Origin of the sequence: Parasedimentitalea psychrophila, from assembly GCF_030285785.1 — a bacterium.
Lineage (GTDB): Bacteria > Pseudomonadota > Alphaproteobacteria > Rhodobacterales > Rhodobacteraceae > Parasedimentitalea > Parasedimentitalea psychrophila.
Genome location: NZ_CP127247.1, coordinates 1,929,638 through 1,942,874 on the forward strand (window position 1 = coordinate 1,929,638; position 13,237 = coordinate 1,942,874).

Genomic DNA, 13,237 nt, shown 5'->3' on the forward strand with positions numbered 1-13,237 from the left:
GCCAAGCGAAAGTGGAATGGCGGAACCGATACCGGAAAGGAACCGTGTGGGTTGCACAATACTTTACTCTACCACGGTTGGAGATTCGCCCCAAGTCCCGCACAGGGCAATGTCAGAGGGATTCTGCTTGAGACGGGCGGAGCGGATTTGTAGCGTTCCAAGGTGACTAAACGTGATCCTTTCAAGCACTTTCAGAGCAGCCCCGAAATCTTCCGGCTTGCGGTGATGATGTACGTTGGGTTCCCACTTTTCCTCCGAAATGTCGAAAACCTGTTGCACGAACGAGGGAATGATATCTGTCACGAGACGATCCGTTTCTGGTGGAATATGTTCGGCCCGTTGTTCGCCGCGGAGATCTGCAGCAAACGTATCCAGCAGGTGCGCGCCCAATCCAATTCACAATGGCACCTGGACGAGGTTTTCGTGAAGATCAACGGCGAGATGCATTCTCTTCGGCAGCGCGGCGCACCGGATCATCCGCCAGATGCGGGTAACGCATGGTGGTCTGAATTTGGCTGTGCCCTAAAAGCCGCCCAACCATCTGGATCGTCATGCCAGAGGAAACTGCGTTTGACGCATAGGTATGGCGCAGGTCGTGGATGTGCATATAGTCCAATTGTGCCCTTTTGAGAATAGGCCGCCGCGGGTGTAGCAAGTTGGTTATGTGCTGTCCGTCAACCCGCCCGACAATCACAAAGGATTACATTATCCTTCGCGCTCCAATTTTTTGGGTGCCAGCTTACGAGCGCCACGGGGTGGCTTTGTGATCGCCGAACCGGCTTAAGAACGACATGCAGGATCCATGGAAAATCAACACATAACCCAAAAGCTCCACCCCCTCCTGAATAATGGATTTGTAATCTGGACTGTAGTTGTTTCCCATAACAGCGTCCCAAAATGATCCGGTTCCAAAGAGCCTGCTGAAAACGACAACAATAAGAAATCCGGTGTAGACATGAGTAGAATGCCTGCCTTCCAGATGGCATAAAAAGGGGTCCATCAAAGTGTCCAGATTTCGCGCAGTGTACCAGCCACTTGCTATCAATGCGCAGAATGTTGGAACGACCCAAAAGCCATGTCGGATAAGATCAAACACGGCGTCATTTTCGCGAATGAACATACAGCCAAAAAGCGTCGCGACTAGCACCAGGTAAGCTCTTTTGAAAGGATACCTGACCGCTCCCAGAGCGAAGATGACTGACGACAACAGAATAAATGAACTTTGCAAAAATTGGGAAATAGATATTTCTGACAGGTTGTTGTGAAGGATCGTTGCGTCGACGAATATGGAAATATTCGCTGCTATCAGAAGGATGAATAGAAAAAACAGTTCAACCAAGACGAAAAGAAGCCGGCGACCATTTTCCGAATGCGACAATCCGGTCTTCCGGACTTTTAATCGCTTGCCAGTTGCCACGAAACAGACCCCTCACGTGTATTGTCGCTGCTTGCGTCTACGATACGGATGGCCAAGTAGTAGCCGATCTTTGAGATTGCTAGATATAATGGGCGAAATAGAGCGGTCCTCAAAGTTGTCCAACACCCTCTCCTGTCAGGCGGCAGCTCTACGGCCACCGGACCGCACGAGGTCCCGTTTTGCGCTGAGCTTGATTGAACGCGAAGAGGTTTCCGCAGGTCTCGTGGCCAAGCGCTCATGTCGCTCCATTGCGCGGAACCGAAAGCGGTCGCCCTCGACAATCAGCCGAGAGACTGGTCGCAATGTGGACGACAGGCCTATCGCACGGCACCTTCAGGCCAGCGTGCTTGGGACTGCGCAAAGCGGCCTAAATCCTGTTCGCTCTCGGTCAACGCGCCTTTGTGCCAGTGGATATCGCGGCAGCTGCGTTTGAAGTGGTCTCCGGTGCAGACCGCAGGACTATCCGGTCATTCGGTTTTGGAACTTGAATGTCAGCTTTTCGAACTCGATTTTAGGCTTCATCAGCTCCAGGCCGATTGTTCGGTCAGGCCTCACAGGTCCGGAAAATAGTGTCGCGCCTTATCCCTGAGACAGGGATGAGACGCGACACTACACGCTACAATAGTGTTTTGGGGGCCTTGCCAAAAGGCCTAGATGCAGCTTTTTGGCAAGGCGATTTAGTTTGCGTAGGCAACAGCCGGAAGCCAAGTGGTCAATTGCGGGACGAAGAACACGATCAAAAGGCCCAGGATCTGAAGCAGTACAAAGGGGATAATACCGCGATAGATGTGGCTCAAGCTGATATTTGGCGGGCAAACGCCCTTGAGATAGAACAGTGCAAAGCCGACCGGAGGCGTCAGGAACGAGGTTTGCAATGTCACAGCCACAAGGATGGCAAACCAGACAACCGAGGGGTTGTCGACGACGCCATAGCCTTCAACTGGGATGTTCAGGCCCACAATCACCGGCAGCATCAAAGGCATAATGATCAGGGTGATCTCGATCCAGTCCAGCAGAAAACCGAGCAGGAAGATGATGAACAGAATGAAAGCAATAACCAAGTAGGGGTTGTCAAAACTGCCCAGAACCATGTTCTCGATGATCTCATCGCCGCCGAAACGACGTAGAATATATGAGAAGAAATTGGCAGCGATGAAAATCCCGACAATGTAACCCGAGGTGTTAAGGGTCTGGCGCATCACATCCAAGAAGACTTTGCCGTTCAGATTGCGCGATGCCAGTGCCAGCAGTGTCGCGCCAAGCGCGCCAAGACCAGAGGCCTCGGTCGGAGTGGCCAACCCGAAGAAGATAGATCCGAGCACCACAATGATGAGGCCAAAGGGCGGTACCACTGAAAGTGCCACGTCCTTAACCACTTTCATGCTGATCGGTTCACGATTTTCCGGTACCGGCATCGAACTGGGCGAAATCAGGCCGTAGACGATGATGTAGACGATATAAAGCACGCCAAGCAGAAGCCCGGGAAACAGAGCGCCCATAAACAGATCACCCAGTGAGATCGCCAGCTGATCCGACATGATCACCAGCATGATCGACGGCGGGATAAGGATACCCAGCGTACCCGAGGCCGCAATGGTGCCGGTCGCGATGGGTTTTGCGTAACCCTGGTCCATCATCGTGGGAATACCCATGACACCCAGCAAGACCACCGACGCACCAATCACCCCGGTCGAAGCCGCCAGAATGATGCCGATCAGCATAACGGTCAGCGCCAACCCGCCTTTCAGAGCGCCAAACAGCACCTGCATCGAGCGCATCATCTTTTGCGCGACGCCAGACTGATCCAGCATCAACCCCATATAGATGAACATCGGCAGTGCGACGAGGATGGGGTTCTTGATGATACTGCCGAAAAAGCGGCCCGCATTGACGTGCAGTTTCACATAAGAAACGCCCGTGCGGTGAAAGGCGATATATTCGTTGATCAGCGCCTTGTTGGGATCAAGCACCAGGAAGGCAATGAGTGAAAAGATCAGGCTGACACCAACCAGTGAGTAGACCACCGGGATGCCGCGAAACAGCATGAAGATAAAGGTCAGGAACATGACCAGAACCAGCCATTGGTTCAGGTCCATCAACATGCCCATGGCAGAGAGTATTTCCATGTAATCAGGCCTCGGAGTCGGCGCGGCGGTTCAGCACAAAGCTGATCGCGGCAATGATGGTAATTAGGCCCAGACCGTACCAGACCGTGTAGTCGAAAATGGGCTCACGGGCGACTTTTCGGATATGGAGCTCAGGGTTAGACAGATGCATGATCCACCACAGAGCGTAGTAGACCGCCCGCTCGCCCATAAACCAGAAACCTGGCAGCCCGCCGAGGATCATCCTCCAGAGCACAGGATCATTCAGTTTGGCAAGATTGCGGGACAGTGTCGCAACCGTCGATATGATTGCCACAACAAACAAAAGAGGCAGAGCGGATTTCAAAAGGTAGAGGCCGTGCAGCCCGTTCGGACTGTCAGAGCCTTCGCGCGCGGCGATCGATGAGACCGCGTAGTGGGTCAGCACGTCTGTCATGATCAAAAGGAACGGCAATAGCAGCCAGCCCAGACCAAATACTTCAATCCGCGCCTTTTTGCGCTTGGAGAAATTGGCGTGAAGAATATCCACCCGCACATGGCTGTTGGTGGTAATCGCATAGCCAAAAGCCGTGAGCATGGCGATGCCGTAGAGCCACCACTGCAAATCGTCAAGCCAGGCTTGGTTCATGCCCATCTTGCGGATGATCACCTGGGTGACGATTGCCAGTATCAGGATCGGAAAAAACCAAGCAATAACATTGCCCAGGTTGATCACAAGCCTGTCGCCCCATAGATGTTCCGAGCGGTTCATTTCACCTGGATCGGTGATTTTGAGCACTTGCTCGACGTCGATATTAGCCCCGGTCATGACTTTCTTCCCTCTGTTCATGCGACGGCGGCCGCCGTAAGGCAGCCGCCATCCTTTAGTTCAACGTGCCAGTAATCAGTTGCGTGGCAGGTAGATTGTTGACCAGACCTTATAGCCTTCGCGGTATTCCTGCAGATCAGCCCAGACTTCTTGGAAGAATGGATCGTCCGCAGCCAATTCACCGACAACTTCGTCCCATGCGCCTTCAAAAGCACCCAGCATCTCTGGCGACCACTGCTTGATGGTCACGCCGTTGTTTTCAACGTTGTCGACCATTGCGGCATAGTTCGAGGCTTCGCCTTCGGCGAGGTTGGTGGTGATTGTGGCAAGACAAGCAGTTTCAATCTGCGCCTGCTGGGTTTCGTCCAGATCTGCCCAAACGTCGCCGTTAACCAGCAGTTCGAACAGAGTCGAGGGCTGGTGCCAACCGGGGAAGTAGTTGAACTTAGCGATTTTGTGGAAGCCAAGACGCGCATCAATGAGGGGCATCGAGAACTCAGTCGCGTCAATTGCGCCACGTTCCAGTGCCGGGAAGATGTCGCCGGCTGCCAGCAGCGAGGTCGAAACGCCAAGCTTATCCATGACTTTCGCACCAAGGCCGAAGAAACGCATGTTCAGACCCTTGAGGTCCTCAACAGTGTTGATTTCTTTCTTGAACCAGCCTGAAGTTTCCGGCGCGATCACGCCGCAAGGGATGGCGTGCACATTGTAGCCAGCATCGTCATACATCTGCTGCCAATATTTGGCTCCGTCATCATAGAGAATCCAACCCAGGAATTCACCAGCTTCCGGGCCAAATGGTACAGCCGCAAAAAGCGAGGCCGTATTGAGTTTGCCCTGCCAATAACCTGTCGTGGCGTAAGCCGCATCGACCGAACCGTTGGCAACGGCATCCAGTGCTTCGAGCGTCGGTACCAGTTTGCCGGGGTCGTAACGTTCAACTTCGACATCATTGGAAATCGAGTTGATCCGGTTGGTGAAATCCACGGCAGCCGTGCCGAGGATCGGCAGGTTCTGGCCAAAAGCGGTGGTCATTTCGATAGTTGTCTGAGCCGAGACGGCGGAGCCCATCAAGGCAAGTCCGGCTACAGCGGCACGTATATTGATTGTCATATTGTTCCTCCCGAGAACAGTTGCTTGGCGCAATATCCAACTAAAGCGACTCACGTCGCCGAATTTGGTAATTTTATATAACCAATTTTCAGAGGAACTCACATATTAACTTGAGCTTGTCTCGATTTACGTTGGGAACCATGTGGATTTTTCAATAATATGGCCGTTGATCCCCGTCTTCATAGTGGTAGCCCCGCGATTCCTTCTTGGCAGGCGGGGCTGTTTGTGTTGCCCGTGCAGAACTGGACGCACTGTGGAAACAGATGGATCACAAGCTGGGGTGTGGCAATAATGCTGCGATGCCATCACTGGCAACCCGATCTGTTCCGGCACGCTGCTGTTGTCGCTTCATGTCGCCACCTTCAGTGATGCAGCGTGCAACAACTGTTTCATTGGACATTTTGTTTCTGCGATTCACAGCCGCTGCCAGAAACGCTGCGGTTCTACACCCGGGCTGCCTTACGGATTGTCGCCTCTCATGGTTTGCAGGTAAGCCGCTGACAGGCAGCGGGACAGCCAGTTCACCGGTTTTGAATGGATACAGGCGCTGAAAGAGGCTGCTGTGAAGATATCCCCTCTCCCGGATGTAAAGATGCGCTGCCGGGCAGTGGACAGCCGGATGATGAAACGGATGACATGCTATAACGCCGAACGCCCGCATTCGTCCCACGGATGTTTGTGTGCCCGAGGCACAAATTTTCTTTTGCGAGAATTCCGAAATGTGCGAATTCAACTCTAGTGAAGACATTTTCCAAACACTGCGGTGTGACACTCAAAAATGATGCCTCCGGCCAAAAAGCAAAGATTCTATTCAATCTCGACGCCGGTGCATCTGTATTTGAGTCCGCCAGAAAAGCCGTATTCTTTCGTGAGCCGTTGTCGCGGGCAGTCTCCATGTGGCTTGACAAGGGGCACAATTTAACCTGGATACAGAAATGCAGGTTTGCCGGTTCAGATACGCAAGCGCCGACATTTCTCGAGTTTTTGAAATCACTTGAAGAAAACGAATTTCACCACGATGGCCACTTCATTCCACAGACCAGCATGGTGCCAGGCGATCTCTCACAGTATCACGTTGGAACTGTTGAGAATATCGACAGGGATCTTCCCCGTATTTGCGAGGAGATTTTTGGCGAATTTTTTGGAGTCGAATTAGAACGATCAAATCGGACAAATGCACATGAGCGACTTGGCGAAATCTCGCAAGAGGAGCGAGACCTGGTATCGAAACTATATCACAGGGACTTCGTGCTCTATAATTCTCTCAGTGCAAATGCTGCCTCGTTGTGAGCTCTCTGTCTGTAGTCATGGGCGTTCACAACGGTGCAAAATACCTCTCCGAGGCAATTGACAGCATTTTGTCGCAGTCTTTCCGGGATTTTGAGTTCATCATCATTGATGACGGTTCAACGGACGCAACGGCTGAAATCCTGGGTGAATTTTCGCGCCGGGATTCGCGCCTTCAATGTATATCCCTCGATAAGAATTTGGGTTTGCCGCATGCTCTGAACCTGGGCATTCAAAAGGCGAGTGGAAACATAATTGCCCGGATGGATTGTGACGATGTGTCCGGTCCTGAGCGCTTTGAATTGCAACTCGCAGCCATGGAGACCAGCGGCGCTGATCTTTTGGGAACATTTGCTTTCAGTCTGAGCTCGAACGGAGCCACGAAGGTGAGAGAGCCACTGCCTGTAACGGAAGACGGCATCGCGCTAAGATTACCACACAGCAATTGCATCGTTCATCCCAGCGTAATGGTTAAAAAGACTGTGCTGGAGGATGTCGGAGGCTACAACGAAGAGTTCTTGAATAGCCAGGACTACGATCTTTGGCTTCGCCTGCTACCGCAGGCTCGGATGAACAATCTGGACGTGCCTCTGATCGGGTACAGAAGGCACAATGGCCAGATCAGCGCTCGCAAAAGTAGAGGTAAACAAACACATTACAGTGTCTGCGCCGCCTTGAGCCATTTTAGAGTTGGCTTCGACATGGATCGCATTAGCCCAAAGGAAGATGTCGCGGTTGTTGTCAACGGCTTTACCGAAGTCTTCCAGGCTGATCTCACTCCTCGGGTAAGGCAGTGTCTTAACGGGCATGTGATCCGATACGCCCGAAAATGCGTACGAGACAAAGATCAGCGCAAGGCCCTGAGGGACCTCTTGTTTACAACCGCCACGTTTCGTGAAAAGTGCAAGTGGCAACTCTACCAGTTGACAGGTTAAGGGTGCGCGGCCCCGTCATTATACCGCGTATTGATGACGCATTTGGGGGCGCTCTGTTTTGGGCTGTGGGGCCGAATGGCAGATAGCGTCGAGGCTTCCATTTTGTCAGAATTCATCAAAGGCCGTATTCGTAACGAGACAGTGGTCTTGTCACGGTTTGGTGCCGTCCTTTTGTTAGTATATTTTGCAACAAAGGAGATGAACTATGGGACCAACACCAACGGAATTCGATCCACAAAGGCAGCCAAGAGCAACAACAGTGCAAATAGAAGTTAAGCGGCAAGTATCGCCGAAGTTGGTGTCTTTGCGCCGGATTTCTCGTTCAAATCAGACCTAATGATTGCGTCAATTCCTCCCTCGTCGCCTTGGTGTACAGGGATCTTGTTGGTATAACGAAAATGATCTATTTGCAGTTTAATATTCCAAATTGGAATTTTTGAACAAGTATCGGTTTTGGAGGATGAGCCATGGATAGCCGCATTGGACTGCGTCAGCTCCGCGCCTTTCACGCCGTCATGACGACAGGCAATGTCACTGCGGCGGCGCAGCAACTAAATTTGACCCAGCCTGCGGTCAGCAAACAGCTTGCCGCGCTGGAACAGTCTTTGGGCATCACATTGTTTCACCGGAAAAGCGGCTCTGCCACCAGCGCCACCAGAGAGGGCATTGCTTTCTTTAAAGCCTCGGAAACAACGATTTCCGGGCTGGAAGATTTGCCGATGATTGCGCGTGACATTGCCACCAACAGCCAGCGTCGCCTGCGCATTGCCGCGACTCCGCCGATCATCAACAGCCGCCCCATGATGCAGGCCATCAAGAACTTCCGCCGGGATTATGAGGATATACAGATCTCTTTTGAGGCGCGCGCCCGGATTGACATCGAAGATTGGGTGCTGCGGCGTCAGGTCGACTTTGCTGTTGCCCTGCTTCCTGCAAGTGCGCCGGGCCTTAGCGCGCGCAAACTTGTTGATACCTCGGCGGTTGTTGCAATGGCCCCTGATCATGTCCTCTCGGGTGAGGATGTGCTGACCCCTGAAACAGTTAAGGGGCATCAAGTCATTCTGCCAAGCCGTCAATTGCTGCGGTGCCGCATTGAAGCGGCGCTAAAGACCTCAGGAGAATCCCTGCAGGTTGGAATGGAGGCCTCGTCGTCGCTCATGTGCTGCCACATGGCCGCCTCGGGTTTAGGCGTTGCGATTTGCGATCCTTTTAGCCCATCCACATTTGCGCAGTCTCTCTTGACGGTTCGGGCCTGGCAGCCTGAAGTACCATTGTCTTATGGTGCATTGATGCCAAAGGATGTCGACCTGAGCAGCCCCGCCTGCAGATTTCTTGACCTCCTAGAGGAGAGTTTTTCTATGCCGCTCCAATCCGGATTACCGCGAGCATCCGCATGACGGATGGCAAGCCCTGTTGTCATGTTGCCCGTAACATGGGCCATAAGGACAGCGCCCCACAGGTCTTCACCGCTCAGAAAAGCAGCGTCAATTTTGACACTGCCCTGATCCCCGGTGGCAAGGCGGTGGGCGGCACCGCACATCCGAAAATTGCCGACGATGGCGAGGGTCCGTTGCGGTCTTCGCGTGTCAGGCCGTTTCGTATGGCGATGACCACAGTGACCAACGCCCAGTTTCAGGCCTTTGCTGCGGCAACCGGCTATGTCACTGAGGCCGAGGGTTTTGGCTGGTCCTTTGTCTTTTGGAGCGATGTTGCCAAACAGAGTGCTGGCGTGAGGCGGGTGCCGGGGCTGGATTGGTGGCGCGCGGTGGAGGGTGCGGACTGGCGCAACAGTCATGGCCCAAAGACGGACCCGTCGGTCTGGCGGTCAGATCACCCCGTTTCGCAAGTGTCCTGGGCCGATGCCCGGGCCTACGCGAGCTGGGTCGGGGGGCGACTTCCAACCGAGGCCGAATGGGAACATGCTGCCCGTGGGGGGCTCGGCGATGTCAAATATCCTTGGGGAGACAGCGACCCGGACGACGTTGGCAATTTCCGATGCAATATCTGGCAGGGCCATTTTCCGCAGACAAATACAGCAGCTGACGGATACCGCCATACCGCCCCGGCGCAGTCGTTTGAACCCAATGGCTTTGGCCTCTACAACATGGTTGGAAATGTCTGGGAATGGACCGGCGACAGGTTCACGATCAAGTCTCTGAAGACTTCCGTAAAGGCAAGATTGGCCGGGATGAAGGATTACCGCCTGTCCAAAGGCGGCTCTTTTCTGTGCCACCAAAGCTATTGCTTCCGATACCGCATCGCCGCGCGCTCAGGCAACTCGCCGGACAGCGCAACTCCGCATCAGGGGTTTCGAATGGTTTGGGATGTTTGAGCGAGCGGACCTGTCACGGCATTGCTCCGCCCCCATGAGGGCATATTCTGCCCCGAAGAAGATCTGCCATGGCGTCACGACCCTGCGAAGAATTCAAACGCCACGCAGTGCGGATCGCACCAACCAGCGGGCGTTGTTGCAAAAGAGGATCAGGAACCGGGGCAAGGAAGGCGAATGCCTTCGCCGCCTGAATGAGCCGCCTGAATGAGCCGCCGGGGCGGAACGAAAGCGGCACAGGTCTACTTTTGAGATTTCGCGTATATCGCTGGGTTTGCTCTGTAAATCTCTCACCATTGCCGGTATGTTGACCCAATGGCATCAAAGGTATTTTGCCACGGCGCTTTAGGGGGATATGCCGGGCATTTCAAGCCTATTTCCAGTCGAACTGGCGTCGTTAGTTCGCGGAGACAGGTCGTGTTTGATCCCGCTCAGCCCTGATCCATGGCTATCCTATATCTCTGTGTGCTGCTGTGGCCGGGGGTTTCGTGGGGTTATCGCAGTTATATGGGGCAGATTTCTGCAAGATGGATCGCGTCGAAAACATGTTGCAATGTTTGATAATACCAAGACAATGCCGACAAAATAATAGTGGAGGAATAATATGACCAAATCAATCACTCACACGGGTCTGACCCGACGGAGCGTGCTGCGCGGTGCAACGGCACTGGGTGCGGCAGCCTTGATCCTGCCGGCTAGCATGCGCGCCGCATCGGCTGAGCCAAAAAAGGGTGGAATCCTGCGTATTGGCATGGGCCATGGTAGCACCTCGGACAGCTTGGATCCGGGCTCTTGGGACAATGCCTATTCGCAGGTGTTTGCGTCTTCGCGTCACAACTACCTGACCGAGATCGACGCCGATGGCGCGTTGCAGCCTGAAATCGCCGAAAGCTGGGAAGCCTCTGCCGACGCCGCAACCTGGACCTTCAAGATCCGTCAGGGCGTAACGTTCCACTCTGGCAAAGCACTGGATGCGGAAGATGTGATCGCCTCGATCAACTTCCACCGTGGCGAAGACAGTACATCGGCTGCTAAACCAATCGTGGACGGTATCACTGACATCAAGGCCGATGGCAGCCACACCGTGGTTGTTTCGCTGGACGCGGGCAATGCTGACTTCCCGTTCATCATGTCGGATTACCACATCGCGATCATGCCAGCCAAAGACGGCGCTATTGATCCGACGTCGGCTGATGGCTGTGGCGCATATGTCGTCGATAGCTTCGAGGCCGGTGTCGAGGCGCGGATGACCCGCAACCCGAACTACTGGAAGTCGGACCGGGCCCATTTTGACGGCATTGAGTTGCTGCCAATCGTTGATGGCGCTGCCCGCCAGAACGCTCTGATCAGTGGTCAGGTTGATGTGATCGACCGGGTTGATCTGAACACTGTGCACCTGCTGAAGCGCGCCCGAAATATCAACGTTCTGTCGGTTACAGGGTCGCAGCATTATGTGTTCCCAATGGACTCGCGTGCGGCACCGTTCAGCGACAACAATGTGCGGATGGCGATGAAACACGCGGTTGACCGTGAAGAGCTGGTTGAAAAGATCCTCAACGGCTATGGCTCTGTCGGCAACGACCACCCAATCAGCACCGCCAACCGGTTCCACGCTGGTGATGCGCTGGAACAGCGCACCTATGATGCGGACAAGGCCAAATGGTATCTGAAGCAGGCCGGGCTGGATTCGATCGACCTTGAACTGTCGGTCAGCGATGCGGCCTTTGGTGGCGCCGTGGATGCCGGTGTTCTGATGTCGGAAAAATCGGCTGCTGCTGGCATCAAGCTGACAGTAAAGCGTGAGCCAAGCGATGGTTATTGGTCCAACGTCTGGATGAAGAAACCTTTTGTTGCCAGCTACTGGGGTGGCCGCCCGACTGAGGACTGGATGTTCAGCACCGCCTATAAGTCTGGCGTAAACTGGAACGAAAGCTATTGGGAAAATGCCCGCTTTGATCAACTTCTGGCCGCTGCGCGGTCCGAGCTGGACAATGACAAGCGCCGTGAGATGTATGTCGAGATGCAGGGGCTGGTCCGCGACGAAGGCAGCACAATCATCCCGATGTTTGCCAGCTACGTGATGGCGCATTCCACGGCAGTGGCCACGCCAGACACAGTTGCGCCGAACTGGACTATGGACGGGTTCCGGGTCGCAGAACGTTGGTGGTTTGCCTAAGCTCCGCGACACTTAAAAATACCTGCAGCCCCGAGGTCTATGCTTCGGGGCTGTCTTTCCTGGCGGCAGGCAAAAACAATAAGCCGCCGGACAAACGGAGGAACTAGGACAGATGGCACATGTTTGGCGTATGATCGCTCAGCGTCTCGCCCTTGGGTTTTTGACGCTTTTTGTGGTCTCACTGTTGATCTTTGGGGCCACCGAATTGTTGCCCGGCGATTTCGCCGAGGCCATTCTCGGTCAATCTGCAACGCCCGAAACCATCGCCGCAATTCGCCGCGAACTGGGGCTCGATCAACCTTTCCACACACGCTACGTCAGCTGGCTGAGTAGCGTGCTGCAGGGGGATTTCGGAAAATCTCTGGCCAATCAGCAACCGGTAATCGAGCTGATATCCAAGCGATTGGGCAATACGCTGTTCCTGGCCCTTTATGCGGCCGCGATGGCGGTGCCACTGGCCCTGATCCTGGGCATCCTGGCGGCGCTGTTTCGCAATTCGGTCTTTGACCGGATGTCAAACGCTCTGGCGCTGACCTCGATCTCGTTCCCTGAATTCTTTGTCGCTTATATCCTGATCCTCTGGTTTGCGCAGACTGGCTACTTCCCGTCGATCGTGCGGTTGTCCTCTGGTATCAGCTTTGGCGAATCGCTGTATCGCAGCTTCTTGCCGGCGCTGACCCTGACCCTGGTGGTCACTGCCCATATGATGCGGATGACACGGGCGGCTCTCATCAACCTGCTGGCCAGTCCCTATATCGAAATGGCGCGGCTAAAGGGCATGAGCCCGATGCGGGTGATCCTGCGGCATGCGCTGCCCAATGCGCTGGCCCCGATCATCAATGTGGTGGCGCTGAACCTGGCCTATCTGATCACCGGCGTGGTGGTGGTCGAGGTGGTGTTTGTCTATCCCGGTCTTGGCCAGTTGATGGTCGACAGCGTGTCGCGTCGCGACATTCCCGTAGTGCAGGCGGTGGCGCTGATCTTTGCCTCTGCTTATGTGCTGCTTAATCTCACTGCCGATGTGCTTTCGACCCTGTCGAATCCGCGGCTGATGCACCGGCGCTGAG

The 13,237-nt window shown here is 54.2% G+C and carries 12 protein-coding genes and 2 pseudogenes; 8 read left to right on the forward strand and 6 right to left on the reverse strand.

Annotated elements, in window-relative coordinates:
- Positions 1–162 precede the first annotated feature (162 nt).
- Positions 163–477, forward strand: a pseudogene (locus tag QPJ95_RS09290) (IS6 family transposase); the annotation flags it as partial.
- Here QPJ95_RS09290 and QPJ95_RS09295 read toward each other — a convergent pair.
- On the reverse strand, positions 431–607 hold the full coding sequence (locus QPJ95_RS09295; protein ID WP_313851689.1) for a site-specific integrase: 177 nt from the start codon (positions 605–607) through the stop codon (positions 431–433). The pseudogene QPJ95_RS09290 and the gene QPJ95_RS09295 sit on opposite strands and share 47 nt — an antisense overlap.
- Positions 608–739: 132 nt before the next feature.
- Positions 740–1,417, reverse strand: a complete 678-nt coding sequence (locus tag QPJ95_RS09300) for a hypothetical protein (protein WP_270920634.1) — start codon at positions 1,415–1,417, stop codon at positions 740–742.
- Positions 1,418–1,565: 148 nt separating this feature from the next.
- Between QPJ95_RS09300 and QPJ95_RS09305 the strand changes: the two are divergent.
- Positions 1,566–1,876: pseudogene (locus QPJ95_RS09305) on the forward strand (helix-turn-helix domain-containing protein); the annotation flags it as partial.
- A gap of 218 nt (positions 1,877–2,094) precedes the next feature.
- Here the strand turns inward: QPJ95_RS09305 and QPJ95_RS09310 are convergent.
- The 4 genes from QPJ95_RS09310 to QPJ95_RS09325 all read right to left on the reverse strand — a co-directional run bounded on the left by QPJ95_RS09310 (position 2,095) and on the right by QPJ95_RS09325 (position 5,843).
- Positions 2,095–3,543 (reverse strand): TRAP transporter large permease, encoded by a 1,449-nt coding sequence (locus QPJ95_RS09310; protein ID WP_270920636.1) that lies wholly within the window; start codon positions 3,541–3,543, stop codon positions 2,095–2,097.
- 4 nt (positions 3,544–3,547) lie between these two features.
- Positions 3,548–4,330, reverse strand: a complete 783-nt coding sequence (locus tag QPJ95_RS09315; RefSeq protein WP_270920637.1) for a TRAP transporter small permease subunit — start codon at positions 4,328–4,330, stop codon at positions 3,548–3,550.
- 75 nt (positions 4,331–4,405) lie between these two features.
- The gene (locus QPJ95_RS09320) at positions 4,406–5,443 is read right to left on the reverse strand and encodes a TRAP transporter substrate-binding protein (RefSeq protein ID WP_270920657.1); all 1,038 of its coding nucleotides are present in this window, start codon (positions 5,441–5,443) and stop codon (positions 4,406–4,408) included.
- A 268-nt stretch (positions 5,444–5,711) separates the two neighbouring features.
- Positions 5,712–5,843, reverse strand: a complete 132-nt coding sequence (locus QPJ95_RS09325; RefSeq protein ID WP_270920638.1) for a hypothetical protein — start codon at positions 5,841–5,843, stop codon at positions 5,712–5,714.
- A gap of 272 nt (positions 5,844–6,115) precedes the next feature.
- On the opposite strand from QPJ95_RS09325, the gene QPJ95_RS09330 reads away from it, so the two are divergent.
- The 6 genes from QPJ95_RS09330 to QPJ95_RS09355 all read left to right on the forward strand — a co-directional run bounded on the left by QPJ95_RS09330 (position 6,116) and on the right by QPJ95_RS09355 (position 13,236).
- On the forward strand, positions 6,116–6,733 hold the full coding sequence (locus QPJ95_RS09330; protein ID WP_270920639.1) for a sulfotransferase family 2 domain-containing protein: 618 nt from the start codon (positions 6,116–6,118) through the stop codon (positions 6,731–6,733).
- 17 nt (positions 6,734–6,750) lie between these two features.
- The gene (locus QPJ95_RS09335; RefSeq protein WP_270920640.1) at positions 6,751–7,665 is read left to right on the forward strand and encodes a glycosyltransferase family 2 protein; all 915 of its coding nucleotides are present in this window, start codon (positions 6,751–6,753) and stop codon (positions 7,663–7,665) included.
- Positions 7,666–8,132: 467 nt separating this feature from the next.
- Positions 8,133–9,062: a LysR family transcriptional regulator gene (locus tag QPJ95_RS09340; protein WP_270920641.1), complete on the forward strand. Its 930-nt coding sequence runs from the start codon at positions 8,133–8,135 to the stop codon at positions 9,060–9,062.
- The gene (locus QPJ95_RS09345; protein ID WP_270920642.1) at positions 9,059–9,997 is read left to right on the forward strand and encodes a formylglycine-generating enzyme family protein; all 939 of its coding nucleotides are present in this window, start codon (positions 9,059–9,061) and stop codon (positions 9,995–9,997) included. The genes QPJ95_RS09340 and QPJ95_RS09345 overlap by 4 nt, the downstream gene beginning before the upstream one ends.
- Positions 9,998–10,598: 601 nt before the next feature.
- Positions 10,599–12,170: an ABC transporter substrate-binding protein gene (locus tag QPJ95_RS09350; RefSeq protein ID WP_270920643.1), complete on the forward strand. Its 1,572-nt coding sequence runs from the start codon at positions 10,599–10,601 to the stop codon at positions 12,168–12,170.
- Positions 12,171–12,282: 112 nt separating this feature from the next.
- A complete protein-coding gene (locus QPJ95_RS09355; RefSeq protein ID WP_270920644.1) occupies positions 12,283–13,236 on the forward strand; it encodes an ABC transporter permease in 954 nt (317 codons plus the stop codon).
- Position 13,237: the final 1 nt, after the last annotated feature.